General features: G+C 75.2%; 21 protein-coding genes, 3 tRNA genes and 1 pseudogene. 9 read left to right on the top strand and 16 right to left on the bottom strand.

Annotated features, from left to right (window positions below):
• Nucleotides 1-49 precede the first annotated feature (49 nt).
• On the top strand, nt 50-1,240 hold the full coding sequence (locus AB0O82_RS14690) for an MFS transporter (RefSeq protein WP_363583594.1): 1,191 nt from the start codon (nt 50-52) through the stop codon (nt 1,238-1,240).
• On the opposite strand, the gene AB0O82_RS14685 is transcribed toward AB0O82_RS14690, so the two are convergent.
• The 4 genes from AB0O82_RS14685 to AB0O82_RS14670 form a co-directional block, all read right to left on the bottom strand.
• Nucleotides 1,237-1,872: a DJ-1/PfpI family protein gene (locus tag AB0O82_RS14685; RefSeq protein WP_363583592.1), complete on the bottom strand. Its 636-nt coding sequence runs from the start codon at nt 1,870-1,872 to the stop codon at nt 1,237-1,239. The two genes, AB0O82_RS14690 and AB0O82_RS14685, sit on opposite strands and share 4 nt — an antisense overlap.
• Nucleotides 1,872-2,843, bottom strand: a complete 972-nt coding sequence (locus AB0O82_RS14680; RefSeq protein WP_363583590.1) for a GlxA family transcriptional regulator — start codon at nt 2,841-2,843, stop codon at nt 1,872-1,874. The genes AB0O82_RS14685 and AB0O82_RS14680 overlap by 1 nt, the downstream gene beginning before the upstream one ends.
• A 152-nt stretch (nt 2,844-2,995) precedes the next feature.
• Nucleotides 2,996-3,069: transfer RNA gene (locus AB0O82_RS14675), tRNA-Lys, on the bottom strand.
• Nucleotides 3,070-3,142: 73 nt separating this feature from the next.
• Entirely contained in the window at nt 3,143-4,051 is a 909-nt protein-coding gene (locus AB0O82_RS14670) for an NADP-dependent oxidoreductase (RefSeq protein WP_363583588.1), read from the bottom strand.
• A 181-nt stretch (nt 4,052-4,232) separates the two neighbouring features.
• Between AB0O82_RS14670 and AB0O82_RS14665 the strand changes: the two genes are divergently transcribed.
• Nucleotides 4,233-5,816, top strand: a complete 1,584-nt coding sequence (locus tag AB0O82_RS14665; protein ID WP_363583586.1) for a Na+/H+ antiporter — start codon at nt 4,233-4,235, stop codon at nt 5,814-5,816.
• Nucleotides 5,817-5,991: 175 nt separating this feature from the next.
• Nucleotides 5,992-7,653 carry a glucose-6-phosphate isomerase gene (pgi, locus tag AB0O82_RS14660; protein WP_350882566.1) on the top strand — a complete coding sequence of 554 codons (1,662 nt, stop codon included), beginning with the start codon at nt 5,992-5,994 and terminating at the stop codon, nt 7,651-7,653.
• Between the two features lie 124 nt (nt 7,654-7,777).
• Here the strand turns inward: pgi and AB0O82_RS14655 are convergent.
• The 3 genes from AB0O82_RS14655 to AB0O82_RS14645 form a co-directional block, all read right to left on the bottom strand.
• Nucleotides 7,778-7,851, bottom strand: a tRNA-Lys gene (locus AB0O82_RS14655).
• 68 nt (nt 7,852-7,919) lie between these two features.
• Nucleotides 7,920-8,477, bottom strand: coding sequence for a bifunctional DNA primase/polymerase (locus AB0O82_RS14650; protein ID WP_063349288.1), 558 nt, complete (start codon nt 8,475-8,477; stop codon nt 7,920-7,922).
• A gap of 161 nt (nt 8,478-8,638) precedes the next feature.
• Nucleotides 8,639-9,013 carry a hypothetical protein gene (locus AB0O82_RS14645; protein ID WP_363583584.1) on the bottom strand — a complete coding sequence of 125 codons (375 nt, stop codon included), beginning with the start codon at nt 9,011-9,013 and terminating at the stop codon, nt 8,639-8,641.
• Nucleotides 9,014-9,263: 250 nt separating this feature from the next.
• Here AB0O82_RS14645 and AB0O82_RS14640 point away from each other — a divergent pair, with 250 nt between their 5' ends.
• Entirely contained in the window at nt 9,264-9,596 is a 333-nt protein-coding gene (locus AB0O82_RS14640; RefSeq protein ID WP_363583582.1) for a hypothetical protein, read from the top strand.
• A 13-nt stretch (nt 9,597-9,609) separates the two neighbouring features.
• Here AB0O82_RS14640 and AB0O82_RS14635 read toward each other — a convergent pair whose 3' ends face one another.
• Genes AB0O82_RS14635 through AB0O82_RS14625 form a run of 3 tightly spaced genes read right to left on the bottom strand, consistent with a single transcriptional unit; the run spans nt 9,610 to nt 13,905 of the window.
• Nucleotides 9,610-10,974, bottom strand: coding sequence for an AAA family ATPase (locus AB0O82_RS14635; RefSeq protein ID WP_363583580.1), 1,365 nt, complete (start codon nt 10,972-10,974; stop codon nt 9,610-9,612).
• Entirely contained in the window at nt 10,971-12,602 is a 1,632-nt protein-coding gene (locus AB0O82_RS14630) for a hypothetical protein (protein ID WP_363583578.1), read from the bottom strand. The genes AB0O82_RS14635 and AB0O82_RS14630 overlap by 4 nt, the downstream gene beginning before the upstream one ends.
• Nucleotides 12,603-12,657: 55 nt before the next feature.
• Nucleotides 12,658-13,905: a hypothetical protein gene (locus AB0O82_RS14625; RefSeq protein WP_363583576.1), complete on the bottom strand. Its 1,248-nt coding sequence runs from the start codon at nt 13,903-13,905 to the stop codon at nt 12,658-12,660.
• Nucleotides 13,906-14,191: 286 nt separating this feature from the next.
• On the opposite strand from AB0O82_RS14625, the gene AB0O82_RS14620 reads away from it, so the two are divergent.
• The gene (locus AB0O82_RS14620; protein ID WP_363583574.1) at nt 14,192-14,848 is read left to right on the top strand and encodes a histidine phosphatase family protein; all 657 of its coding nucleotides are present in this window, start codon (nt 14,192-14,194) and stop codon (nt 14,846-14,848) included.
• Between the two features lie 21 nt (nt 14,849-14,869).
• Here the strand turns inward: AB0O82_RS14620 and AB0O82_RS14615 are convergent, their stop codons facing one another.
• Complete coding sequence (locus AB0O82_RS14615; RefSeq protein ID WP_363583572.1) at nt 14,870-16,459, bottom strand: tetratricopeptide repeat protein; 1,590 nt, start codon at nt 16,457-16,459, stop codon at nt 14,870-14,872.
• Nucleotides 16,460-16,897: 438 nt separating this feature from the next.
• Between AB0O82_RS14615 and AB0O82_RS14610 the strand changes: the two genes are divergently transcribed.
• Nucleotides 16,898-17,422: a hypothetical protein gene (locus AB0O82_RS14610; protein ID WP_363583570.1), complete on the top strand. Its 525-nt coding sequence runs from the start codon at nt 16,898-16,900 to the stop codon at nt 17,420-17,422.
• 118 nt (nt 17,423-17,540) lie between these two features.
• Entirely contained in the window at nt 17,541-18,488 is a 948-nt protein-coding gene (locus AB0O82_RS14605) for a fused MFS/spermidine synthase (RefSeq protein WP_363583568.1), read from the top strand.
• A gap of 325 nt (nt 18,489-18,813) precedes the next feature.
• On the opposite strand, the gene AB0O82_RS14600 is transcribed toward AB0O82_RS14605, so the two are convergent.
• From AB0O82_RS14600 to AB0O82_RS14580, 5 genes and pseudogenes are all read right to left on the bottom strand, one after another.
• Nucleotides 18,814-19,722, bottom strand: coding sequence for a hypothetical protein (locus tag AB0O82_RS14600; protein ID WP_363583566.1), 909 nt, complete (start codon nt 19,720-19,722; stop codon nt 18,814-18,816).
• Between the two features lie 110 nt (nt 19,723-19,832).
• Nucleotides 19,833-20,279 (bottom strand): DUF4442 domain-containing protein, encoded by a 447-nt coding sequence (locus AB0O82_RS14595; RefSeq protein ID WP_363583564.1) that lies wholly within the window; start codon nt 20,277-20,279, stop codon nt 19,833-19,835.
• Between the two features lie 131 nt (nt 20,280-20,410).
• Nucleotides 20,411-20,486: transfer RNA gene (locus tag AB0O82_RS14590), tRNA-His, on the bottom strand.
• Nucleotides 20,487-20,613: 127 nt separating this feature from the next.
• Entirely contained in the window at nt 20,614-21,216 is a 603-nt protein-coding gene (gene orn / locus AB0O82_RS14585) for an oligoribonuclease (protein ID WP_063349299.1), read from the bottom strand.
• A gap of 935 nt (nt 21,217-22,151) precedes the next feature.
• Nucleotides 22,152-23,150: pseudogene (locus AB0O82_RS14580) on the bottom strand (helix-turn-helix domain-containing protein); the annotation flags it as partial.
• 412 nt (nt 23,151-23,562) lie between these two features.
• Here AB0O82_RS14580 and AB0O82_RS14575 point away from each other — a divergent pair.
• Both AB0O82_RS14575 and AB0O82_RS14570 read left to right on the top strand, forming a co-directional pair.
• On the top strand, nt 23,563-23,913 hold the full coding sequence (locus AB0O82_RS14575) for a hypothetical protein (protein WP_363583562.1): 351 nt from the start codon (nt 23,563-23,565) through the stop codon (nt 23,911-23,913).
• 228 nt (nt 23,914-24,141) lie between these two features.
• Complete coding sequence (locus AB0O82_RS14570) at nt 24,142-24,942, top strand: GNAT family N-acetyltransferase (RefSeq protein ID WP_363583560.1); 801 nt, start codon at nt 24,142-24,144, stop codon at nt 24,940-24,942.
• Nucleotides 24,943-24,987: the final 45 nt, after the last annotated feature.

Here is a 24,987-nt window from a genome sequence, read left to right as displayed (position 1 = left end):
GGAACCGTGCTTGAACCTGACACCGGTGTGAGGATCGAGCATGGTTCCCATGGCGACCACACAGCTCCCGACTCCCTTAGCCCGCACCCCTTTTCCCCTGCCCGCCCTGCTCGCCCTGGCCACCGCCGTCTTCGTCACCGCGCTCACCGAGACCCTGCCCGCCGGCGTGCTGCCCGGGATGGGCGGGGCCCTCGGCGTCAGCGAGTCGGCCGCCGGGCAGACCGTCACCGTCTACGCGCTCGGGACCGCCGCCACCGCGATACCGCTCACCGCAGCCACCGCCGGCTGGGGCCGCAAGCGGCTGCTGCTCACCGCGATGGCCGGCTTCGCCGCCGCCAACACCGTCACCGCGGCCTCCGCGAACTACCCGCTCACCCTGGCCGCCCGCTTCCTCGCGGGCGTCGCGGCCGGCCTCGCCTGGGCGCTGCTGGCCGGGTACGCGCGCCGGCTGGTGCCGGTCGAGCAGCAGGGCCGGGCCATGGCGGTGGCGATGGCGGGCGTGCCGGTGGCGCTGTCGCTGGGAGTGCCGGTCGGCACCTTCCTCGGCCAGGCGCTCGCCTGGTGGGTGCCCTTCCTGGCCATGACGGCACTGGCGCTCGGCGTGATCGGCTGGATCGCGGCCCTGCTGCCGGACCAGCCCGGACGACCCGCCGGTGAGCGCGCCCCGGTGCGGAGCGCGCTCACCGTGCCCGGGGTGGCGCCGGTGCTCACCGTGACGGTGCTCTTCGTGCTCGCCCACACCATCCTGTTCACCTACATCGCGCCCTTCCTCGACCGGACCGGCCTCGGCGACGCGACCGACACCGTGCTGCTGGTCTTCGGCCTGGCCTCGCTGGCGAGCATCTGGTTCACCGGTTCCCACATCCACCGCCGGCTACGGCAGTTGACGATCGGCGGTGCGCTGCTGGTCGCCCTGTCCGCGGGCCTGCTCGGCCTCTGGTCGCACAGCACACCGCTGGTGTACGCCGCCGCCGCGCTCTGGGGCCTGGGCTGGGGCGGCGCCCCGACCCTGTTGCAGACCGCCGTCGGCGACGCGGGCGGCGAGCGGGCGGACGCCGCCCAGGCGGTACTGGTCACTCTGTGGAACGCCGCGATGGCGGGCGGCGGCGTGGTCGGCGGCCTGGTGCTGGGCCGCCTGGGCACCGGCGCCCTGCCCTGGACGGTGCTCGCCCTGATGCTGTCCGTCCTGGCGGTGGTCACCGGCGCCCGCCGCCACGGCTTCCCGACCGGGCGCCGTTAGCGCAGCTGGAGCCCGTTGGCCAGCAGCTCGGCGACCAGCTCGGGCCGGGCCGTCGCGACCGAGCCCGCCGAGTACGGCGGCTGCGGGTCGTACTCGATGACCAGCTGGATCGCCTCCGCGGTCGCGTCCCCGGCCATCAGGCCGGTCAGCGTCAGCGCGAGGTCGATCCCGGCCGAGACCCCGGCCGCGGTCGCGTACTTGCCGTCGACCACGACCCGCTCCGTCCCGGTCGGCTCCGCCCCGAACTTCTTCAGCGCGTCGAGGCAGCACCAGTGCGAGGTGGCCCGGCGCCCCGCCAGCAGTCCGGCGGCGCCCAGCAGCAGGGAGCCCGAGCAGACCGAGGTGGTCCAGGTGGTGGTGGCGTCCACCGCGCGCACCCACTCCAGCACGGCCTGGTCGGCCAGCCGGGCCTCCGTCCCGGGCCCGCCCGGGACGAGCAGCACGTCGGCCGCGGCCACCTCGTCCAGGGCGGCCTCCGCGGTCAGCGACAGGGTCTTCATGTCGGTGCGGACCGGGCCGCGCTTCGCGGCGGTGAACACCACCTCGGCGCCGGGGATGCGGGACAGCACCTCGCAGGGGCCGACGGCGTCCAGGGCGGTGAACCGGTCGTAGAGCAGAACGGCGATGCGCATCAGTGTCCTCCAACAGGATCGGGTCGGAAGCGGCGTCGGTACTCGGCGGGCGGGGCGGCCAGGGACCGGACGAAGGCGCGCCGCATCGCCTCCGGGGTGCCGTAGCCGCAGGAGCGCGCGATCTCCTCGATGCCGTCGGCGGTGTCCTCCAGCAGCCGCCGGGCGGCCTCCAGCCGGACCCCGTCCACGTACCGGCCCGGGGTCACCCCCACCTCGGTGGCGAAGGCCCGGGCGAAGTGCCGCGGTGACAGCGCCGACCTGCGGGCCAGCGCCTCGACCGACAGGTCGGCCTCCGGGTGCTCGGCGATCCACCGCTGCACCTCGCGCAGAGGCTGCCGGGCCGCCACCTGGGCGGCCAGCTGGGTGCTGAACTGGGCCTGGTTGCCCGGCCTGCGCAGGAAGACCACCAGGTGGCGGGCGATCAGCAGGGCGGCGTCGCGTCCCAGGTCCTCCTCGACCAGGGCCAGCGCCAGGTCGATCCCGGCGGTGACCCCGGCCGAGGTGGCGACGTTCCCGTCCCGGACGTGGATCGGGTCCGGGTCCACCTCGACGTCCGGGAACCGCCGGGCCAGCGCCTCGCAGTACGCCCAGTGCGTGGTCGCCCGGCGCCCGGCCAGCAGCCCGGCCTCGGCGAGCAGGAAGGCCCCGGTGCACACCGACACCACCCGCTCGGCCCGGCCGGCCAGCTCCCGGATCCGTGCCACCAGCGCACCGTCCGGGAGGTCGCTGCCCAGCCCGCCGGGGACCAGCAGGGTGTGCACCGGCCCGACCCCGGACAGGTCCGTGTCCGGCAGCAGCCGCAGCCCGCTGTGGCTGCGCACCGGCCCGCCGCCCGGGGAGGCGGTGGTCACCCGGTACGCCCCCGGCTGCCCGGCGGCCGCGCCCGCCCCCGCGAACACCTCCACGGGACCGGTCACGTCGAGGCTCTGCACGCCCTCGTAGAGGACGACGACCACGCTGCGCGCTCTCATGCGACCAGCCTGTCACCGGGCCGCAGTGGCAGCAATGACCCGTTTCCCACCTTTCCTGCCACAGTCGGCGGGGATGCCGGTGGGATTGCCGGCGGGGAGCGCGGAAACGCCGGAAGGCCCCTCGCTCTCGCGAAGGGCCTTCCGGCTGTCTGTGCGCCGCCAGGGACTCGAACCCCGGACCCGCTGATTAAGAGTCAGCTGCTCTAACCAACTGAGCTAGCGGCGCCTGCTGACGCGGAGAACATTACCTGGTCAGCAGCCGAAACACACAATCGGCCCGGGTGGCTGCGCACGCAGCGTCACGGCACCAGGACCACCTTGCCCCGGACGTGCCCGGCGCCGACCAGCCGGTGGGCCTCGGCGGCCCGCTCCAGCGGTAGCGCCTCGGCGATCTCCAGCCGCAGCCCGCCCGCCTCCCACAGTCGCACCAGCTCGGTCAGCCGTGCGGCCGTGCGCGGCCCCCGTAGCCCCCGGACGCCCAGCCGCTCGGCCTCCGGGTAGTCGACCACGGTGCCGATCCGGTTCCGGTCGGCGACCAGCTCGACCGAGGCCGCCAGCGCGCCCCGCCCGGCGGCGTCGAAGGCGGCGTCCACGCCCTGCGGTGCCACCGCCCGGACCCGCTCGACCAGCCCCTCGCCGTACGCGACCGGGATCGCGCCCAGGTCGCGCAGGTAGTCGTGGTTGCGCTCGCTCGCGGTGCCGATCACGGTGGCGCCCCAGGCCCGGGCGAGCTGGACGGCGACGGTGCCGACCCCGCCGGAGGCGCCGTGCACCAGGACGGTGTCGCCGGGGCCCACCGCGAGCAGGGTGAGCGCCAGGTGCGCGGTCTGGCCGGAGGCGGAGAGCGAGCCGGCCTGCTCCCAGGGCATGCCGGCGGGCTTGGCCACCAGCTGGGAGGCGTCCACCGTGACGAGCTCGGCCTGGCTGTCCAGGAAGCGGAAGCCCAGTACCTCGTCGCCGACCTGCCGGCCGGAGCCGTCCGGTCCGAGTCGGTCCACCACTCCGGCGAACTCGTTGCCGAGGACGAACGGCGGCTCGACGACGGCCCCCGGCGGGCGGAAGCCCTCCCGGATCGCGAGGTCGACCGGCTGCACCCCGGCCGCGAGGACCCGCACCCGCACCTCGCCCGGTCCGGGTTCCGGGTCGGGCACCTCGGTGACCCGCAGGACCTCCGGACCGCCGGACCGCGTGACGGTGACCGCCTTCATGTCTGCTCCCGCCCTCTCGAATGTTCGACATTCGACTGCTTGACTGTTCGAACACCCCCGATCCTCGGACCTGAAGTCCGCTTGAGGTCAAGCGATTGTTCGGCGTGTCTTCACTGATGGGCGCATTGTCAGATTTATCCTGGGCGGCGCTCAGCCGTCCGTTGTGGAGAGGAACGTTTCCGTGGGCCAGCTGCCCCTGTTCTTCCTGGTGCTGCTCGCCTCCGTGGTGACCATGCCGCTCGCACGCAAGACCGGAGTGCCGCAACCGGTCCTGATGACCCTGCTCGGCATCGTCATGGCGCTCGTCCCGCAGATCCCGGACGTCACCATCGAGCCCGAGCTGATCCTCCCGCTGGTCCTGCCGCCGCTGATCTTCGCGGTCGCCCGGCGCTCCTCGGTGCGCTACTTCAAGGCCAACGTCCGCTCGATCCTGCTGCTGGCCGTCGCCCTGGTGGTGGTCACCACGGCCGCGGTGGCCGGGGCGGTGCACTGGCTGCTGCCCGCCCTGCCGGTCGCCGCCGCGATCGCGGTCGGCGCGCTGGTCTCCCCGCCCGACCCGGTGGCCGCCGTCGCGGTGGCCGGCAGCGTCGGCCTGCCCCGGCGCCTGGTGTCGATCCTGGAGAGCGAGGGCCTGTTCAACGACGTCACGGCGATCGTCGTCTACTCGCTGGCCATCGAGGCCGTGGTCAGCGGCGACTTCTCGATCGGCCACGCGGTGCTGCGCTTCATCCTGTCCGCGGTGCTCGCCGTGGTCGTCGGCATCGCCCTCGGCTGGGTCAACACCAAGCTCGCCGAGCGCCTGGACGACCCGACCCAGCAGGTCGCGCTCAACCTGCTGGTGCCCTTCGCCGCCTACGCCATCGCCGAGGAGATCCACGGCTCCGGCGTGCTCGCGGTCGTGGTCTGCGCGCTCTACCTCGCCGAGCGGGCCTCCGACGCCGACGCCGTCTCCTTCCGGCTGGTCGGCAACGCCTTCTGGGAGGTCGTCGAGATCCTGATCACCGGCGTCGCCTTCGGCCTGATCGGCCTGGAGCTGGCCACCGTGCTCAAGGAGGCCGGCCGCGGCTGGACCGGCTTCATCGGCGACGCCGCCGTGGTCATCGGCGTGGTCGTGGTGGTCCGACTGCTCTGGCTGCTGCCGGCCGGCTGGCTGTCGAAGAAGCTGCGCAGCGGCGACGACGAGGACACCCCGTTCAGCTGGAAGGAGAGCGTGATCCTCTGGTGGTCCGGCATGCGCGGCGTGGCCACCGTCGCCCTGGCCCTCGCCATCCCGCTCACCCTCCACTCCGGCGAGGAGTTCCCCGAGCGCGGCCGCCTGGTCTTCATCGCCTTCAGCGTGGTGCTGTTCACCCTGCTGGTGCAGGGTCTCACCCTGCCCTGGCTGGCCAAGCGGTTCGAACTGGACATCGACCAGGACAAGCACGAGCAGGCCGTCCGCCAGCTCTGGTGGCGGGCCGCCAAGGCCGGGCTCAGGCGGCTGGGCGAACTGGAGGAGCAGGACCGGCTGCCCGCCGAGGTCGCCGACCGCCTGCGGGACCGTCAGCACGACCGGCTGGCCCGGCTCTGCCCGGAGAACTACGCCGAGGAGGAGGCCGCCGAGGCCAAGCTGCGGCTCAGCCAGTGGCGGGCCGCCCGGGAGGTCGAGCAGGAGATGATCGCCGCCTCCCGGCGCGAGATGCTCGCCGCCCGCAGCGAACTCGGCGCCGACCCGGAGCTGGTCGACCAGGTGTTGCGGGGGCTGGACCTGCGCTCGGAACGCAAGTGACGGCCTGTCCGGCCCCGCCGGGCGGAATGTGCGCGACCGGCTCCGCGGTTGCATAGGCTGAGCCCGGGCAGGCCGTCAACGGAGTCGGCGCACCACCAGTACCCGCACGACCTCGCGAGACCCTCACCGCCTGGCCCTGCCGGTTTCCGCACCCAGATGAATCGAGGAACCACCGATGTCGGAGACCCGTGCCGACGCCCGCACCCCGCTCGACCGCACCCCGCAGTGGGCCGCCCTCGGCAAGCACCGGGCCGCGCTGGGCGAGACGCACCTGCGCGAGCTGTTCGCCGCCGACCCGGAGCGCGGCCGCCGCTACACCCTCCAGGTCGGCGACCTGCACGTGGACTACGCCAAGCACCTGGTCACCGACGAGACGCTGGAGCTGCTGCGCGAACTCGCCGCGGCCACCGGCGTCGCCGAGCTGCGGGACGCGATGTTCCGCGGCGAGAAGATCAACAACACCGAGCACCGCGCCGTCCTGCACACCGCGCTGCGCGCCCCGCGCGGTGCCGTGATCGAGGTCGACGGCGAGAACGTGGTGCCCGCCGTGCACGCCGTCCTCGACAAGATGGCCGGCTTCGCCGAGCGGGTCCGCGGCGGCGAGTGGCGCGGCCACACCGGCAAGCCGATCCGCACCGTCGTCAACATCGGCATCGGCGGCTCCGACCTCGGCCCCGCGATGGCCTACGAGGTGCTCCGCTCGTTCGCCAAGCGCGACCTCGACGTCCGCTTCGTCTCCAACGTGGACGGCGCCGACCTGCACGAGGCGGTCCGCGACCTCGACCCGGCCGAGACGCTGTTCATCGTCGCCTCGAAGACCTTCACCACCATCGAGACCATCACCAACGCGGTCTCGGCCCGCGACTGGCTGCTCACCGGGCTGGGCGCCGGCACCGAGGCGGTGGCCAAGCACTTCGTCGCGCTGTCCACCAACGCCGAGGGCGTGCGGGACTTCGGCATCGACACCGACAACATGTTCGAGTTCTGGGACTGGGTCGGCGGTCGCTACTCCTACGACTCGGCGATCGGCCTCTCGCTGATGATCGCCATCGGCCCCGACGCCTTCCGCGAGATGCTGGACGGCTTCCACCTGGTCGACGAGCACTTCCGCACCGCGCCGCCGGAGCAGAACGTCCCGCTGCTGCTCGGCCTGCTCGGCGTCTGGTACGGCGCGTTCTTCGACGCCCAGGCGCACGCCGTGCTGCCCTACTCGCACTACCTGTCGAAGTTCACCGCCTACCTCCAGCAGCTGGACATGGAGTCCAACGGCAAGTCGGTGACCCGCGACGGTTCGCCGGTGACCTGGCAGACCGGCCCGGTGGTCTGGGGCACCCCCGGCACCAACGGCCAGCACGCCTACTACCAGCTGCTGCACCAGGGCACCAAGCTGATCCCGGCCGACTTCATCGGCTTCGCCAAGCCGGTCGCCGACCTGCTCCCGGGCCTGGTCGCCCAGCACGACCTGCTGCTGGCCAACTTCTTCGCCCAGACCCAGGCGCTGGCCTTCGGCAAGACCCCGGAGGAGGTGGCGGCCGAGGGCGTGCCCGCCGAACTCGTTCCGCACAAGACCTTCCAGGGCAACCACCCGACCAGCACCATCCTGGCCGCCGAGCTGACCCCCTCGGTGCTCGGCCAGCTGGTCGCGCTCTACGAGCACAAGGTCTTCGTCCAGGGCGCGATCTGGAACATCGACTCCTTCGACCAGTGGGGCGTCGAGCTGGGCAAGGTGCTCGCCAAGCGGATCGAGCCGGTGCTGCTGACCGGCGAGGGCGCCGAGCAGCTGGACAGCTCCACCGCCGAGCTGGTCGCCCGCTACCGCGCGCTGCGCGGCCGCTGAGCCCCGGTCGGGCCGTCCGCTCCGGTGGGCGGCCCGGTCCTGTTCCCTTGTTCCCTGATTCGCTGATTCGAGCGGGAAACGCCGAGAGGCCCCTTGCTTTCGCAAGGGGCCTCTCGGCTGTCTGTGCGCCGCCAGGGACTCGAACCCCGGACCCGCTGATTAAGAGTCAGCTGCTCTAACCAACTGAGCTAGCGGCGCCTGCTGACAGAGAAGACTTTAGCAGCGCCCGGGGTCCGCGCCAAAATCGAATACCGGCCGTCCTCCGTTCACCCCCCGGTCACGGCCGCCGCGCCGGCGGGCACGGCCGCAGCCGGCTCCCGGGCCGCCCGCACGCACGCCCACAGCACCACCGAGGCGCCCGGCAGCCACGGCTCCCGGTCCTCCGGGGCGACGATCCACCGGCCGGAGCCCAGCCCGGGGGAGTCCGGGCCGTTCACCATCCGCTGCACCGGCGGCACGGTCACCGCGTCGCCCTTGCCGTGGCACAGCAGGGGCGGCACGTCCCGGGCCCACTCCTCCCAGGCCAGCAGCCTGCGCAGCCGGGGCCCCGCGCCGGGCTGGACGAACAGCAGCGTCCGCCCCCGGTAGGAGGCGACCGGCCCGCAGCCCGGCCCGGAGGCCCACAGCTCGTCCAGCACCCGGCGGCCGAACAGTGACGGCATGCTGATCACGTCGAAGGCGCGCCCGCAGGGCAGCACCGAGGGTGCCCACGGCCGGGCCTCCCAGAGGGCGCGCATGCTGCGCGGGTACTCGCTGGCGGAGGCGAGCCAGGCCTCGCCGGCCACGGTGACGTACTCCACCGACTGATACGTCCAGATGTCCACGGACAGCAGCCTGTGCCGTCCGCGGGCCGGACGGGAGGGAAAGCACGGTTTGCCGTACAGGACGACGGGGAACGGCGTACCCTTCCCCGCTCGCGCATATGCCAGCGGCTGATGCCGGAGCACCGGGGCCCGGCGCTCCGGCGCCTCGTGCCCGGCTGCGCTCAGTCCTCGTGGCGGCGGGGCTGGAGCAGCCCGCGGCCGTACTCGATCATCTTGGCCGCGTAGTCGGGGGTCCAGTCCGCCCGCTGCGCGATCTCGGCGTCGGACAGCGCGTCGAAGCGGCGCGGGTCCGCCAGCTGTGCGGCGGCGACCGCCTGGAAGTCGGTGGCCCGCTCGGCGGCCGTCCGGAAGGCCAGGGCCAGCTCGGTGGAGCGGCGCAGCAGGTCCGCGGGGTCGTCGATCGACTCCAGATCGAAGAATCGTTCCGGCTCCGGTTCGGCGGACTGCGGCTCGAACAGCAGCTGCACCGGACGCAGACGCCGCGCGGGGTCGGCCTGACCGCCGTGGTCGGACGCCTTCGTGTGGGAGTCGGGCATGAACGGACACCTCCGGGTCTCGGTGGGGGTGGGCGGCGGCTGCTCCGGGCCGCGCCGCACGGCCGTGGCCGCCGTCCATTGTCGCGCGGCGGCGGCCGGTAACGGAACGGTGCGCGTGCGGGCGCTATTCCCCCGCACGCGCCGGGGTCGCGCTACTCCTTCGGGTGGTCGGGCGCGTGCGGTGGCGTCGGGGCGTCGGGGCCGTCGTTGTCCCGGGTGTTCCAGCGATCCACCACCCCAGGGAGAACCCATGCCCCTACGCAAGGGCCTCGCGGCCGGACTCCTGCTGATCGCCCCGGCCCTCGGACTGGCCGCGGCACCTGCGGCCGGGGCCGCCGAGACGACCATCGTGGTGACCGGGCCGTGGAGCGGCCCGGGCGGCTGGTCGATGGCGACCTGCCCCCAGGGCTCCCACCTCACCGGGGGCGGCTACGCCTTCCGGCCCGCCGCCTCCGGCGACGCCGTCCTGGTCAACGCGCCGAACCCCGACGACCCGAGCACCTGGGCGGTGCGGGCCGAGCACGGGACCGTCCGGGCCTACGCCGCCTGCGAGACCGAGACCGAGACCGAGACCGAGACCTGACCCGCCCGGCCGGTCAGCCCAGCCGCACCCGGTGGCCGCTCAGGTGGTGCAGCACCTGGTGGTTGGCCTCCCAGCCGTCCGGGAAAGCGACCGGGACGCCCAGCTGGACCGGCTCGGTGGACGGGTGCTCGTCCAGCAGTTCGCCGATCCCGGCCCGGGCGACCACGATGCAGGCGTGCCGGTGCCGGGAGGCGAGCACGCACAGCCGGCCGGTCTCCAGGTGGAAGGCCGTCGCGTCGGGCCGCCCGGACAACGGGTGCAGCACCACCGTGACGTCGTACTCGCGGCCCTGCAACCGGTTGGCGGTGTCCACCGTGACGGCCGGGCCGGCCGCCTGGTCCACCGGGACGCCCACCCTGAGCAGGGCCGCGCGGACGGCCGCGGCCTGGTCCCGGTGGGCGGTGCCGACCGCGATCCGGTCGGCGGTGAGAGGTGCCTCGCCCTGTTCGGAGCGGGCGGTCAGCCCGCGCTCCAGCAACCGCCGGACGGTGGCCGCGACGGCCGCCACCGCCTGCGGATCGGTCCGCACGGTGTGCCGGGCGGGCAGCTCCAGCAGCGCCCAGCCGTGCTCGGCGGCCCGGTCGATCGCGGCGTCCAGCGCGCCGCCGTCCGGCCGGACGGCGGCGCTCAGCCGGCGGTCGTCCGGGCCGGTGCCGGAGCGGAACGGCGTGTACGGGTAGAACGCCCGCGAGATCAGCGGCGCCGCGCTGGCCGGCAGCCGCCAGGAGACCGGCAGCCGGTGCGGCTCGATCTGCGGGTTGTGCGCCAGCATGGTGACCACGGCGCTGCTCGACGGGTCGTACGACAGGCCCGCCCACTGCTCGGTGCCGACCACGGTGAACGGGTCCAGCTGGCCCGGGTCGCCGACGAACAGTGCCCGCTCGAACAGCCGGGCCACCGCGAGCAGGGCGTCCGAACGCATCTGGTACGCCTCGTCGACGATCGCGTGCCGCCACGGCGCCTCGGCCCGCACCCACTGCCACTTCGCCGAGGTGGAGACCACCACGTCGTGTTCGACCAGCTCGGCGACCTTGTCGGAGGGCGTGACGTTGGCGTGCTTCAGCACCTCCGGGCCGGGCCGGGCGTCGGCGGCGTGCAACCGACCGATCGTCAGGTCCGGTGCCTTCTCGGCGAGTCGGCCGACCAGGTCGTCCACCTGGCCGTTGGTCTGGGCGACGATCATCAGCCGCTCGCCGGCCTCGACCAGCTCCCGGGCCGCCCGCACCACCAGCGTCGACTTCCCGGCGCCGGGCGGGGAATCGACCACCACGCCGCGCGGGGCGCCGGCCGCCGGGTGGACGGTCGCGGCCAGGATCCGGGCCACGGCGGCGTCGGCGGCAGCGCCCGGGGCCTGCTCGGCGCTCAACTCGGCCATCATTCCCACTCCTCGGAGACGGACGGGGCGGGCGCGGGTGCGGGCGCGGCGCCGGGCGGGCCGCCGTGCGTCCACGGGGTGTCGTCCGGCTCGGGCAGCGGCGCGGACTGGCGGACCGTCAGCTCGAACAGGGTGAAGGTGACCGGATCGCCGGGCTCGGGCAGGCTGCCCGGCTCGGGCTCCTTCCTGCGCCCCATGCCGGACAGCAGGCGCAGGGTGATGGTGCCCCCGGCCGGGTCGACCGCCGCGATCTCCGCCTTCTGCGGGGACCGGCCGCCGCCGGCCTCCGGCTGGGGGGACCCCCACACCCGGTGCGCCTCCCGTCCGAGGTCCGCGTGCGGGCGGTCGGCGGTGCGCAGGGTGATCAGCGGGCGCGGCTTGGGGGAGCGGCCGGTGGTGTCGTAGTCCGGCACCACCTCGGTCACCACGCCGCTGAACGCCTCGCCGGACAGCCGGTGTTCGGCCATCGCCAGCGGATCGTCCAGCGCCTCCTGGACGTCCAGCCGGGTCTGCTCGCGCTCGCGCTGGGCGAGCTTGCGGGCGGCCGTGACGGCGTCGTCCTGCCGCGGCTGCGGCGGCTCGCCGGCCGCCAGCCGGTCCCGGTGGCCGGTGTAGGACCAGCGGTCGCCGGTCCAGCGTTCCGCCAGGTGCCCGGCGGGCGGCAGCCCGCGCAACAGGTCCAGGCCGCGCCAGACGTCCCGCCAGGTGGGCAGCAGCACGGTCGCCAGCACCTCGCGCAACTGCTCGACCGCGGCCCGGACGGCCGCCCGGGCACGCTCGGCGGCGGCCTCGTCGCGCTGCTCGGTGCTGTGCTGAAGGGCGGCCGTGGCGGTGTCGTAGCGGGCGATCGCCGGGGCGAGCACGAACTCGTCGAAGCGCGGATCGGTGGCCGGGCCGGCCGGCGGGTGCAGCAGCTGCCCCCGGTCGTCCCGGGCGGACTCGGCGCGCTCGGCCGCCTCGGCACCGGTCAGGCCGTCCGGCGGGGCGTGCCAGGCCAGGTGGGCGGCCAGGTGCTGGTCCTCCAGGTGGCTCTGGCCGGTGGCCCAGTGCCGGGCCAGCAGGCCGGTCATCGGCAGCAGCAGGCTGGTACCGGGCACCTGGGCGCGGTCGGTGAGGTGGGTCAGCCAGCGGCCGAGCAGCGGCACCCGCACCGGCGCGGGGTACGGCCCCGGTTCGTCGTCCTCGACCGTGCGGCGGAACCGGGTGGAGCGGCCGAGCAGGGCCAGGTGCCGCACGCCCGCGCCGTTCGGCACGATCAGCTGCGGCGCGTCGGCGCACAGCTCGCGGAACACCTGGGTCTTCTCGCCGGTCTCCGGGTCCTTCTCGGAGCCCTCGATCTGCTCCACGTCCTCGGCGAAGGACTCCAGGTAGGGCAGCAGGTCGGCGGCCAGCTCGGCCAGGAAGTCGAACCGCAGGGTGCGGTTGAGCGGCTGCGGTACCAGGTGCAGCCGGGGTGCGTCCCGGTCGGTGCCCAGCAGCACCGCCAGCGGCGCGCCGGCCTCACCGGCGGCCGTCAGCGGCACGACCACCATCGGGCGGTCGGACAGGTGCCGGTGCCGGACGGTGGCCAGCGGCTCGGCCCGCCCGCTGCGGACGGCCTCCAGCCGGGCGAGGGTGGTCAGCAGGCTCATGCGCCCGCCCCCGCCTCGGGCCCGCCGCGTTCGCGTACGGCCGTGCTGCGCCCGCTCATGCGTGGCCCGCCGTCGGGGCCTTGCCCAGTGCCTCGGCGCGCAGCGCGGCCGCGTAGGCCAGCCGGTCGGCCGCCTCGTCCACGTCGGTGTCGGCGTTCTCGTCCAGGTCGGCGTTCTCGTCCACGGCGGCGGTGCCGGCTTCGGCGGCGGCCAGGGCCCGCGTCACCGTCCGGATGCTGCCCAGTTCGCCGCGCACGCCCCGGCCGAGCTGCTCGACCCGGTCGCCGCAGCGGGCCTGGGCGCGGCAGTGGAAGCCGAGCTCGCAGGTGGAGAGGCAGTCCGGGCCGTACGCGGCGGGCACCGCCTCGACCGAGGCGGTCAGCTCCTCGGCGGAGCGGGCCGGCACGCCCTCCTCGTCGGCCGCCAGGTCGAAGTCGGCGCCCGCCGGCAGCTCCGCCAGCAGCCGGTCGATGCCGGTCATCCGGCTCAGCTGACGGCGGGTGGTGGCCAGCTCGCGGCGGACGTCGACGGCGACGGCCGTCGGCCGGTTGCCGAAGTCCTTCGGGCAGACCAGCAGCACGCTCGACCGGGGGCTGCCGGGCAGCCGCTGCTCGGTGTACGGGTCGGCGTCGAGCGGGTGGCCGGCCAGCGCGGCGGCGGTCCGCTGGAGCGCCAGCACGTACACGGCGGCCTGGCGGGCGGCGGCGCCGACCTTGGCCGGGTCCGCGCCGCCGTCCAGCACCGGGAAGGACTTGATCTCGACCACCGTGCACCGGCCGCCGTGCACCACGACCGCGTCCGGCTCCAGGTAGGCGGTGCCGCCGGCCACGTCCAGGCGCAGCATCGGGTGGTCCAGCAGCGTCCAGGCGTCCGGGTCGGCGGCGGCCCGGGCCAGCGCCTCGACCGTCCGGTCGGCCCGGACGGCGGGCCCGGAACGGTGCAGCAGATCCGGCACCTGCAAGGGGGTGCCGCCGTCCGCCGGGACGCCGAGGTGGCCGCGCAGCGGCTCCAGCAGCGCGGCGTAGTCGTCCGCCTTCAGCCGGGACTCGAAGATCACGCCGCGGGCGATCGCGAACGGGGACTGCCCGAAGGGCGCGGGGCGGCCGAGCCGGGCGGCCAGCGTCGACTTGTCCACCCCCGCCGCGTCGAGCACGGCGCGGCGGTGGCAGCCCGGATTGGCGGCGAGCGCGGCGAGGGAACGGGCGTTCAGGCTGCGCTGCGGCGCGGGACCGCGCAGTTCGGCGAGCCGCTGGGCGAGCGGCTCAGCGTGCCCGGTGGACGGGACGTTCGTCGAGACGTTCATGGTGCGGCCCAGTGTCGCACCCGGGTCCGACAATGCGGTGCGGACCGGCCTGTTCCGGCCTGAACCGCGCGTGCGTGCCAGGTGGGGACACCCCGGGACCCGGCCGGCCCGGGCCCGAGGCCGTTTCGGTCCGCCGCCCCCTCCAGGCCGTTTCGGCCCGCCGTCGCCTTCCGGGCCGTTTCGGCCCGGCCCGCGATCGTGCCCGCCGTCCGGGTGAGGGATCATGGAACCCGGTGCTCAAGGGTGAGACCGACCGTTGCCACCGCCCCGCTGCGAGGAGCCTGCCATGCCCGCCCGAATCGTGCTGGTCCGCCACGGCGAGACCGAATGGTCGGCCACCGGCCGCCACACCGGCCGCACCGACATCCCGCTGACCGAGGAGGGCAGGGCGATGGCCCGGGCGCTCGGCGCCCGCCTCGCCAAGGCCCCCTGGAACGGGCTGCCGGACGCGCTCGTCTACACCAGTCCGCTCGGCCGCGCCGAGGAGACCTGCGCCCTGGCCGGCTTCGGCGACCGGGCGGTGGAGCGCCCGGAGCTCCTGGAGTGGGACTACGGCCAGTACGAGGGCCGCACCGGCGCGGACATCCGCGCCACCGACCACCCCGGCTGGCTGATCTGGCGCGACGGCGTGCCCGGCGGCGAGAAGCTCTCCGAGGTGGCCGCCCGGGTGGACGCCTTCCTCGCCGGCCTCAACGAGGAGCACGGTGTCCCCGAGCCGGACACCACCGTCATGCACTGCGCGGACCGGGACGTCGTCCTGTTCGCGCACGGCCACCTGCTGCGCATCCTGACCGCGCGCTGGCTGGGCCTGCCGCCCGAGTTCGCCCAGCGCTTCAAGCTCGGCACCGCCGCGCTCTGCGTGCTCTCCTGGGAGTACGGCGCGCCGGCCGTGGAGGTCTGGAACGACCTCTCCCACCTGGAGGGCCTGGCCGCCGGCCACTGACGGATCGTCAGGATCCGTCCCTCAGGCGGCTGCCGCCTGGTCGTACCCGGCCAGGAAGTGGCGCACCTCGGTCACGGCGGCGTGCGGGCGCAGCCGTTCGGCGGTGTCCGCCAGCATGCTCCGGATCCGGGCCGAGCGGACCTCGCCGAACAGCGCCACGGCGGCCGAACCGTGGTGCGCCGCACCCGCCAAGTCGCCCCGGCCGAGTCGGTCGTGGGCCAGCTCGGCGGTGTACAGCACCCGGTTGCGGACGAAGTGCGGCTTCTGCAGTGCTATGGCCAGCCCGGCCTGCTCGCTGGCGCGGTCCCAGTCGCCGAGCGCGGACCAGCACTGCGACTGCAGGCCGGCGATCTCCGCCTCGCCGAAGAAGGACATCCACTCCGGATCGTCCTCGGAGCGGCCGCGGCCGAACAGCGTGTACGCCCGGGCGATCGCGCGTTCGCAGGCGGCGCGGTCCTGCAGCAGCGCCCAGCCGCCGGCCTCCCGCATGGCCAGCAGTGCGAGCAGCCGGGCGGAGTCCAGCTGGCGGGCGGCGACCTGCCCGGCCTGGGCGGCGCGCAGCGCCTCGCGGGGGCGGCCGGCGTCCCGGGCGAGGAAGGCGCTGTTGCAGAACACGTGCGCCTCCAGTGCGGCGTCGCCGGCCATGCGGGCGGTGGCGAGCGCCTCGGCGTAGAGCGAGCGGGCGTCTGCCAGCCGGTTCGAGTCGTGCGCCAACCAGCCCACCGAGATGGCGAGTTCGCCGGCTCCGGCCTGGAGCCGGCGTTCGGTCTCCGCGCTGTACTCGCCCTCGTTGAGCAGCAGGTAGGCGGTGCGCAGCGACTGCCCGGCGCGTTCGAACAGGGTGTCGCCGCCGTGCGCGTCGTCGGCCAGCCGGATCTCCCGGACGGCCTCCTCGACGCCGAGCACCTCGGCGGCGCCGACCTTGCGGGGTGGCGGTACCGGCCCGGGGCGGCCGGGCACGAAGGCGCCGGGGCCGGGCTCGAACAGCACCGGTGCGGCGGGGTCGGTGGCGGCACTGCCGGTGGCCGCGGCGGCGGCCACGGTCGGCCGGTCGATGCCGATCACGGTGGCCAGCGCGGTCGGGCCGCCGGCCAGGAACGTACGGCGACGCACGTCGTCGTTCTCCTCGTCGAGATAGGGCGATCCATCAGGCCCCCGGGGCACCGCGACGGCCTTCGGCCACGGGGGCTTGGTCGGAGCGGCTGGGTCCGCGTACGGCGAGGCAGCGTACGGGAGTTGAGTGGAGAGTGGTGAGCGCGGGGCGGGCGGGGGCGGGAACGGTGGGTGGAGCGGGGGGGCTTCGGCCCTCCCGCCGGCACCGTCCGCCGGGCGGCGGCGGACGGCGGTCCGGGGGGAGAAGCCGAGTTCGGTGAGCGTGCGATCCGGCCACATGTGCCGGAAGACCCGCTCGTAGGCGTAGTTGGGGCAGCGGATCTCACCGGATTCGACCCGTCCGACGTAGCGGGCGTCGCAGGAGACGTGCTCCCCGATCTCCCGGGCCGCCCGGCGCACGGCCATGGCGAACTCGCCGGGTGAGCGGTCGCCGCGCAGTGCGCGCATCACGGCGTTGGGTGACGGGCGGTTCGGCTCGGCCGGTGGGGTGGCTGCCATGGTGCGCTCCGTGGTCGTGCGGAGGGTGGTGGTGCGGGGGCGCGGCCGGCGGCGCCGGAGGTGCGCGGGTGTCGGGTGCGGGGGCGAAGTGCGGGTACGGTCCGGGTGTCGGCACGGTGGTGCGCGACGGTGCGGGAACGGCCCGGTGTGGCCGGTGGGGTCGTCGCGACCCGCCACCGACAGTACCGGGCGTGACCGGTCGACCACAGCCGGTTCCTGGGAGATGTGCCCCCAATTCGGTATAAAGCGGGCGCGGTTGCGGGTTATCCGCCATGAAATGCCATGCCTTGCTGTAAGGCGCCCCGTGGCCTGCGCGGTGTCCGCCGCGTTGTCCTGATACGTGGAAGCCCAGGCCGTCGCCCCGGCCTGCCGTCCGTCCCCGCGGCCCCCACCTCCCGGGCGGCGGCGCTTCCGACCCGACGAGGTACAGGAGGGCCCATGATGGCCACCGGACTGCCGCAGTACCGACCGGCCGCCGGCGGCGTGCTCGCCGGCGCCGCCCCCGCCCTGCTCCCCGACCCGGCCGACGACCGGATCCCCGGCCGGGGCCCGGTCGAAGGCGGACGCGCGCCCCGCGGCGGCCGGCACCCCGGCCACCGCCTCGGCCCCGGACCGGACCAGGACACCCTCGTCACCGCCTGCGACACCGTGACGGTCGCCCTGCGGCACGGCCTGGAGGCGGTGGACATCCTGCGGCTCCGCAGGGCCTGCGGAGCCGTCCTGCAGAGCCGCAACGGCAGCACCGTCACCTTCCTCGTCCCCGCCGGCACCAGCGAGACCTGGCACCTGCCCGGCAGTTCCTGTACCGCCGGCGCCCTGCTGCCGACCGCCACCGACCCACGGTGGGTGATGCCCCCCTCCGGCGCCGCCTGCGCCGCCCGTCCCACCGACGCCTGGGTGCTCCGATCCGCCCTCTGCGAGGCCGCCTGCACGCTCACCGCAGGCGGCCTCGGCCCGTTCTAGCGGGCGTGCCGTGCGGATCCCGCCGGGCCCGCGAGCCTGGCCCGCCCCTCCGGCCGGATCCACCTGGCACGCCCCCGGACCTCCCTGACCGGCGAGGCCGCCCCGCCCGGCGGCGATAATGGCGGTCATGGGACGAAGCAGCAGAGCAGCCCGGGGCACGGGCCGCGGCACCGAGCGCGGCACCGAGCGCGACACCGGGCCGGACGTCACCGGCCCCGGCGGCCGCACCCATGCTCAGGGCCCGCTCACCCGCCCGGTCGGCTCCGGCCTCGCCGAACTGCGCCCCGACCGGGACCGCCCCGCCGCCTGGTCGCTGCTGATCGACGGCGCCCCGCAGTCCATGGTCGACCTCGCCGACCCCACCCACCTCGGTTTCGAGTACCAGCGCCGGCTCGGCCACCTGATCGACCTGGTCGCCCCGTCCGGCCGCCCGCTCACCGTGCTGCACCTCGGCGGCGGCGCCCTCACCCTGGCCCGTTACGTCGCGGCCACCCGGCCCCGCTCCCGCCAGCAGGTCGCCGAGATCGACACCGCGCTCACCGAACTCGTCCGCACCGAGCTGCCGTTGGAACGCAGCTGGCAGATCAAGGTGCGCGGCGCCGACGCCCGCAGCGTGCTCGAACGCACCCCCGAGGGCAGCGCCGACCTGGTCATCACCGACGTCTTCTCCGGCGCCCGCACCCCGGCCCACTGCACCACCGTCGAGTTCACCGCCCTCGCCGCCCGCGCCCTCGCCCCCGGCGGCTGGTACGCGGCCAACATCGCCGACGGCTCGGCGCTGCCCTTCGCCCGCTCCCAGATCGCCACCCTCGGTGCGGTCTTCCCCGAACTGTGCCTGGTCGCCGACCCCGCCGTCCTGCGCGGCAAGCGCTTCGGCAACCTCGTCCTCGCCGGCGCGCACGCCCCCCTCCCGATCGCCGACCTCACCCGCCGCGTCGCCTCCGATGCCGCCCTCGGCCGGGTCGAACACGGCCCCGCCCTCACCGCGTTCGCCGCCGGGGCCGTCCCCGCCACGGACGCCACCGCCGCCCCCTCCCCGGCCCCGCCCCCGGGCGTCTTCCGCTGACCTCCCGGCTGACTGCCCGGTTGACCGCCCGGCGGGGCCGCGTCCGGCTCACCGCTCGGCGGGGCGCCCGGCTGACCTCCTGGCTGACCGCCCGGCGGGGTTGCCCACCGCCGCCTGAAATCCTTTGACGGTGGTCCGGGTCGCGGCTGACAGCGGCGGTCGCCGTCCGGCCTGCGGCGGCTCGGCATCCCGACTCCGGTCCGGACGCGGAGCCGTCCCGTCCGGCGAGGAGTGCGACCCGGATCGGCAGCACGCCGCCCGGTTCGCCCCCGGGCGTGCGCGTCCGCGGCCGGCGCTGGAGCCGTCGCCAGGAGCGTGAGCCCGGTCAGTGCCCGCGCGGCAGGCCGCGGTGCTTGCACATGGCCGCGCCGGTCAGCAGCAGCCCGGCGGCGATCGGCGCGAGGACGGCGGTCGCGGTGGCGGAGCCGTCGCCCACGGCCGTCACCGTGGCGGTGTCGGCGAGCACGAGGGTTTCGGGCGGCTGGGCGGGTGCGCCGGGCCCGACCGGCGGGGCGGTGGTGGCGCCCGTCCGGTCACGGCTCGTGGCGGGTCCGGCCGCGCTCCGCCCGTCCGGGGCGGTGGCCTCCTGGACCGGGGGCGCGTCGGCCGCCCCGGACGGGCGGGTGGTGGCGGCCGGTGCGGCGGAGCGGCCTCCGGCGGCGCCGGACCGTGCGGTGGCGGGCAGTTCGGCGGGCCCGCCCTCCCGGGAGGCGCGGGTCTCGGCGGGGCGGCCCTGGGCGGGAACGGTGTCGAGCAGGCCGGAGGCGATCGCGAAGGCGTCGGGGACGGCGGCCCGTTGGCCGGGCAGGGGGAGGCCGCCGGCCCGGATCCGGTCCTGGAAGACGCTGCCGACCGTGCCGGTGGCGCCGTCGATCCCGGCGTCGGGGACGGTGCCGGTCAGTTCCCCGGCGAGCCCGGGGGAGGGGCGGTCGGTCTCCTCGGCCGCCGGGCGCCCGGGGGCGTCGGACCGCTCGGTCGACGGCCCGTCGTGCGCGGGCCGCCCGGCCTGGACGAGCCGGCCGGGCGGCCCGCCGGCCAGGGTGCGGCGGACGGCGGGGCGGGTCTGGTCCGGCAGCGGGTCGGCGGAGGCGCCCTGCGCGCCGAAGCCCCCGAGTTGGGCGAGGAGGGCGCCGCCGGCGGCGAGGACGCGGGGCAGCCACCGGCCGATCGCGCGCCGTGCGCCGACGCCGCGGGGGGCGGGTTCCTGGGGCTTGGTCGCGTGATTGGCTCGCATGTGAGTTGAGAACGAGCGGACGGGTCGTGAGGTCACGCCCGCCGTCACGGACAGTCATCGCACGGGTGGCCCCGGGGCCGGGTTGCCCGGGGCCACCGGCCGTGGCGCGGTCAGGAGTTGGGGCGCAGCGTCCAGGTGACGGTCATCACACCGGTGACGGCGCCGTCGGCGCGGGTGATCTCGACGGTGACCGGGAACTCGGGGCGGCCGCCGGCGTCCAGCTCGGCGACGACCTCGGCGGCGGGGCGACCGAGGACGGCGGTGGCGGTGACCTCGCCCATGGCGAGCTTCTTGTAGGCGATCTCGGCGTTCACCGCGAGCGGCACGGCCCGGGAGAGCTGGTCGCCGAAGGCGGCGAGCACGATGCAGCCGCTGGCGGACTCGGCGAGGGTGAACATCGCGCCGGCGTGCGGTCCGCCGACGTGGTTGTGGTACGCGGGCTGGTCGGGCAGTCGCAGTACGGCGCGGTCCGGGGCGGTCTCCAGGTACTCCAGCTTGAGGGTGTGCGCCATCGGCACGGTGGAGTCGAGCAGCTGGCCGATCGAAGGTGTGGTCATGGCAGGAATGTTACTAGCCGGTAGCTTCTGGCGGCAGGCCTGTGCCGGGAAAACCCGAACCGTGGTGGGCAGTTGAGGAAACGCGAAAACGCCTGAGGGCCGATCTCTCGAAGAGATCGGCCCTCAGGCTCTGGGGTGAGTGACGGGACTTGAACCCGCGGCCACCTGGACCACAACCAGGTGCTCTACCAACTGAGCTACACCCACCATCTGTCCGGCTCGTTCCCGCTTCCGCGTTCCCGTTCCGACAGGAAGAACTCTACAGGATCCGGGAGGGTGCTCGCGCCAGGCTTTCGTCCAGGCGAACGCGGGCACCTCCCCCGGGCTCCTCCGGTCAGCCCTCCGGGGCCTGGTACTTCTCGGCGATGGCGCGCGCGGTGTCGGTGTCCGGTCCGGGCTGCGGGACGAACACCGCCTCGCGGTAGTACCGCAGTTCGTCGATGCTCTCGCGGATGTCGGCGAGCGCCCGGTGGTTGCCGCCCTTCTGCGGGCTGTTGTAGTACGCCTTCGGGTACCAGCGGCGGGCCAGCTCCTTGATCGAGGAGACGTCCACGATCCGGTAGTGCAGGTGCTTCTCCAGGGCCGGCATGTCCCGGGCGAGGAAGCCGCGGTCGGTGGCCACCGAGTTCCCGCACAGCGGCGTCCGGCCGGCCTCCGGCACGTGCTCGCGGATGTACGCGAGCACCCGCGCCTCGGCCTCGGCCAGCGTCACGCCCTGCTCCAGTTCCTCCAGCAGGCCGGAGGAGGTGTGCATCGCGCGCACCACCTCGGGCATGCCCGCCAGCGCCTCCGCCGGCGGGCGGATGATGACGTCCACACCCTCACCGAGGATGTTGAGCTCGGAGTCCGTCACCAGTGCCGCGACCTCGACCAGGGCGTCCTGGTCGAGGTCGAGGCCGGTCATTTCACAGTCGATCCATACCAAACGGTCATTCACACAACTCACCCTACGGCGCGATCACGCGCCGCGGGGACCGGCGGAGCCGAGCGGGGCTCCGGGGCACAGCCCTCGGCCTGGTGCTCCTCCGCGCCGCCGTGCGGGCCGTGGCCGTCCGGCCGCTCGCCCTCCCGCCCGGTCCGGACCGCGTGACCGTCCCGGGCCGGACGGGCCTCGCGCGCCGCCCGGGCACCGTCGGTCGCCGCCGTCCGGCCGCCCTGCGGACGGGCCTGCGGCACCCGTGCCTGCCGGCCCCGGAGCTCGCCCGCCCCGGTCGTCGGCTGCCCGGTGGGGGCGGGGGCCGGCACCCGGCCGCTCGCCGAGCCGTGACCGCGGGCGGAGCCCGCCGCGGCACCCGGTTCGTCCGCGGGCCGTTCGACCGCACTGCGGTGTCCCTGCCCCTGGCCGCGCGCCCCCGGCTGGGGGTGGCCGTCCTCCGCCGCCGCGTGCTCCGCGGTGCGCGGCGGACGCCCCGCCCCCGACCCGGCCTGCGGCGGCACCAGCGGCGACCGCACCGGACCGCGCCCCGCACCCTGCTGCCCGGGGTGCGGCTGCTGCGCGGCCTGCTGGTGCGGGTACGGCTGCCCGGCACGGGCGTGGAAGGCCCGGTCGGCCGGCGTCCCGGCCTGCCCCGGGGCGAACGGGCCGGGCTGGCCGTGCGGGCCCGGCTGCCCCGCCGAGGCCGGTGACGCGCCGTGCGGCAGCGGCTGGCCGTGCGGTCCGGCCTGCGCCGGTGCGCCGTTCCCGGCCGGGAACGGGTACGCGGGCTGCGCGCCGTGCTGCGTGCCGTGCTGCGTGCCGTGCTGCGTGCCGTGTGCCCCGCCGAACAGCGCCGCGCCCGCCGCCGACCCGGCCGCGGCCGCCGCGTGCGGCAGCGCGCCGGGCAGCCGCAGGTCGCCGCCGTGCGGACCGGTCGGCACCGCCGACTGCGGCCCGGGCCGGCGCGCCCGGTAGCTGGTCCGGTACGCGGCCGGCGAGACCCCGAGCTGGCGGCGGAAGTGCCCGCGCAGCGCCACCGGCGAACGGAACCCGCACCGGCGGGCGACGTCGTCCACCGACAGCTCCGAGGTCTCCAGCAGCCGCTGCGCCTGGAGCACCCGCTGGGTGATCAGCCACTGCAGCGGCGCGCTGCCGGTGAGCGTGCGGAACCGCCGGTCGAAGGTGCGTCGGCTCATGTACGCGCGGGCCGCCAGCACCTCGACGTCGAACTGCTGGTTGAGGTTCTCCAACGCCCAGGTGACCACCTCGGCCAGCGGGTCGTTGCCGATCTCCTCCGGTAAAGACTGATCGATGTACTGGGCCTGTCCGCCGCCGCTGCGACGGCTCGGGACCACCAGGCGGCGGGCCAGCGCGTTGGCCGCCTCGGCGCCGTGGTCGCTGCGCACCACGTGCAGGCACAGGTCGATGCCGGCGGCGGTGCCGGCGGAGGTGAGCACGTCGCCGTCGTCGACGAAGAGCTCGCGCGGGTCCACGTGCACCCGGGGGTAGCGCTTGGCCAGCGTCGGTGCGTACATCCAGTGGGTGGTCGCCGGACGGCCGTCGAGCAGGCCGGCGGCGGCCAGGACGAAGGCGCCGGTGCAGAGCCCGATGATCCGCGCGCCCTCGTGGTGGGCCTTGCGCAGGGCGGTGATCGCCTCGACCGGCGGGGGCTGCGAGATCGAGCGCCAGGCCGGTACGACGATCGTGCCGGCCCGGGCGAGGGCCTCCAGACCGTACGGAGCGGAGAGGGTGAGGCCGCCGGTGGTGGCGAGCGGGCCGTCCTCGCCGGCGCAGACCAGCAGCCGGTAGCGCGGCACCCCGGCGTCCTGGCGGTCGACGCCGAAGACGGACAGCGGGATCGAGCTCTCGAAGATCGGGGCGCCGCCGAAGATCAGCACCGCGACGGTCTCCCGGCGGCGGCGGCCGGAGAGCTTGCGCGGGGCGGAGACCGTCATCGGGGTCGACGAGCCGTTCGCGCCCGGGCCACCGCCGTGGCCCAGCGGGCCGTGGCCGGGGGAGCCCAGGGGGAGGCCGGCGAGCGGGCCGCCCAGGGAGCCGGTGGGGGCGCCGTTCAGGCCAGGAGTGCCGTTCGCCCCGATCGCGCCGTTCGTCGCGCCCGTCCCCGGGTAGCCGGGGTAGGCCGGGAAGTCGGCGCCGTAGGCCTGCGCCGGGCTGACGGCGCCTCGGCTGACGGACTGTCCGGAGTGCGACTGCTGGCCGCCGTGCACTGCTCCGCCGTGTGCCGCTCCGCCGTATGCCTGCCCGCCGTACGCGGGACCGCCGTACGCCTGCCCGCCGTGTGCCGCTCCGCCGTGCTCTGCGGCCGCGGCCGGGGTGCCGGTGGCGGCGGTGCCGGTGGAGGGCACTGTGGGGTACGAGGAGTGCGAGGCGGCGCCCGGGGTGCCGGAGTTGCGGGTGGTGGCGGCGGTCGCGGAGGTGCCGGTGCTTCTCGCGGACCGAGCCGCGATACCGGCCGCCGCCTGGCCGCTGTCAGGACCCGCGTCGCTCCTGCTCACCCTGCTCAAGGCGCTCAAGCCCCCTCGGTGGTGTGGTGTGGGTGGTGCGGCACTGCTCGCCAAGATCGAAATCTATCGGGTTGACCATTGCCGTTGTGACAAGTTCACCATCCGACGCTATGTCGACATGGCAATTTGGCGTGATGCATTCGATCACGAAGCGTGGCACCCGTCGACCCTTCTGGGAAGAGGGCCGGTGTAACGGTGGCTGGTTGTCGCGGGGCCGCTCCTGGGGCGTCCGGCCCGCGCGCGCCCGGTCGGCGGGTCTGGGCTGCGGATTTGCCCAAGCGGGAGGGATTGGCGCGAAATTGACCGAAAATCGGCGGTGCACGAGAGGGCGCACGAAATGAGCTCGTGCGCCTCCCAGGCTTCATCCGGCCAGGGCCGGGGCGGCGAAACCTGGGCGTGACGTCCGGGTTACCGTCCTGCCGTGAACACCAACAGCCGGCTCGAACAGGCCAACGACAACGCCGCCGCCTTCTGGCTCGCCCAAGCCCGCGTGCACGGCTGGCGGTTCCGCACCCGCCCGGGCTTGACGGCGGTCCGCTGCGCCCGCACCCCGGAGGACTCGCACCGCTTCGTGGTCACCGGTCCGTATATCGAACCAGCTCTGGTGGAAGGTGAATTGGCGGACCTCCTGAAGGAGTGGGAAACCATCTGCTTCACCCTGGAGGACCCGTACGGCGCACTCGACCTGACCCGGTTCGGCGCCACCCGGATGCCGGTCATGCCGGTGATGACCCGTGAACCCGGCCCGGTCGACGGCGTACCGGCCGTCCTCCCCTTCCGCTCGGAGGCTTACCGCGGAGGATCCCTGACGGTCGATGAGGCGCTGGACGGCGATGCGTTCGCGCAGGTCGAGCGTGCGATCGTGGACGGCTTCCCGCTGCCCGCCCGGCAGCCCTGGACCCGTGGCGACGCGCTGCCGGAACAGCTCCTGCGCGAATCCGGGCTCCGGGCCTGGCTGGGCCGCGTCGACGGCGCCACCGCCGGCACCTGCCTCACCTACGACGACGGCCGGGCCACCGGGGTGTACTGGGTCGCCACCCTGCCCAGCCGGCGCGGCCAGGGCGTGGCCCGCGTCGTGCTCCAGACCGCCCTGGCCCATGCGCACCCCGATCGCCCGGCCACCCTGGTCGCCACCTCGCTCGGCGAACCGCTCTACCGCAAGCTCGGGTTCACCGAGCAGGCCCGCACCTGCTGGTGGACCCGGACCTCCGCGCACGGCTGATGGCCGGGCCGCCCCGCGGCGGGTCGTCGCCAGGTGCGGAGCGGG

It is taken from the genome of Kitasatospora sp. NPDC088264, from assembly GCF_040685715.1.
GTDB lineage: Bacteria > Actinomycetota > Actinomycetes > Streptomycetales > Streptomycetaceae > Kitasatospora.
Note: the sequence above shows the minus strand (reverse complement) of the source record. Positions and strands in the feature narration are given on the sequence as shown.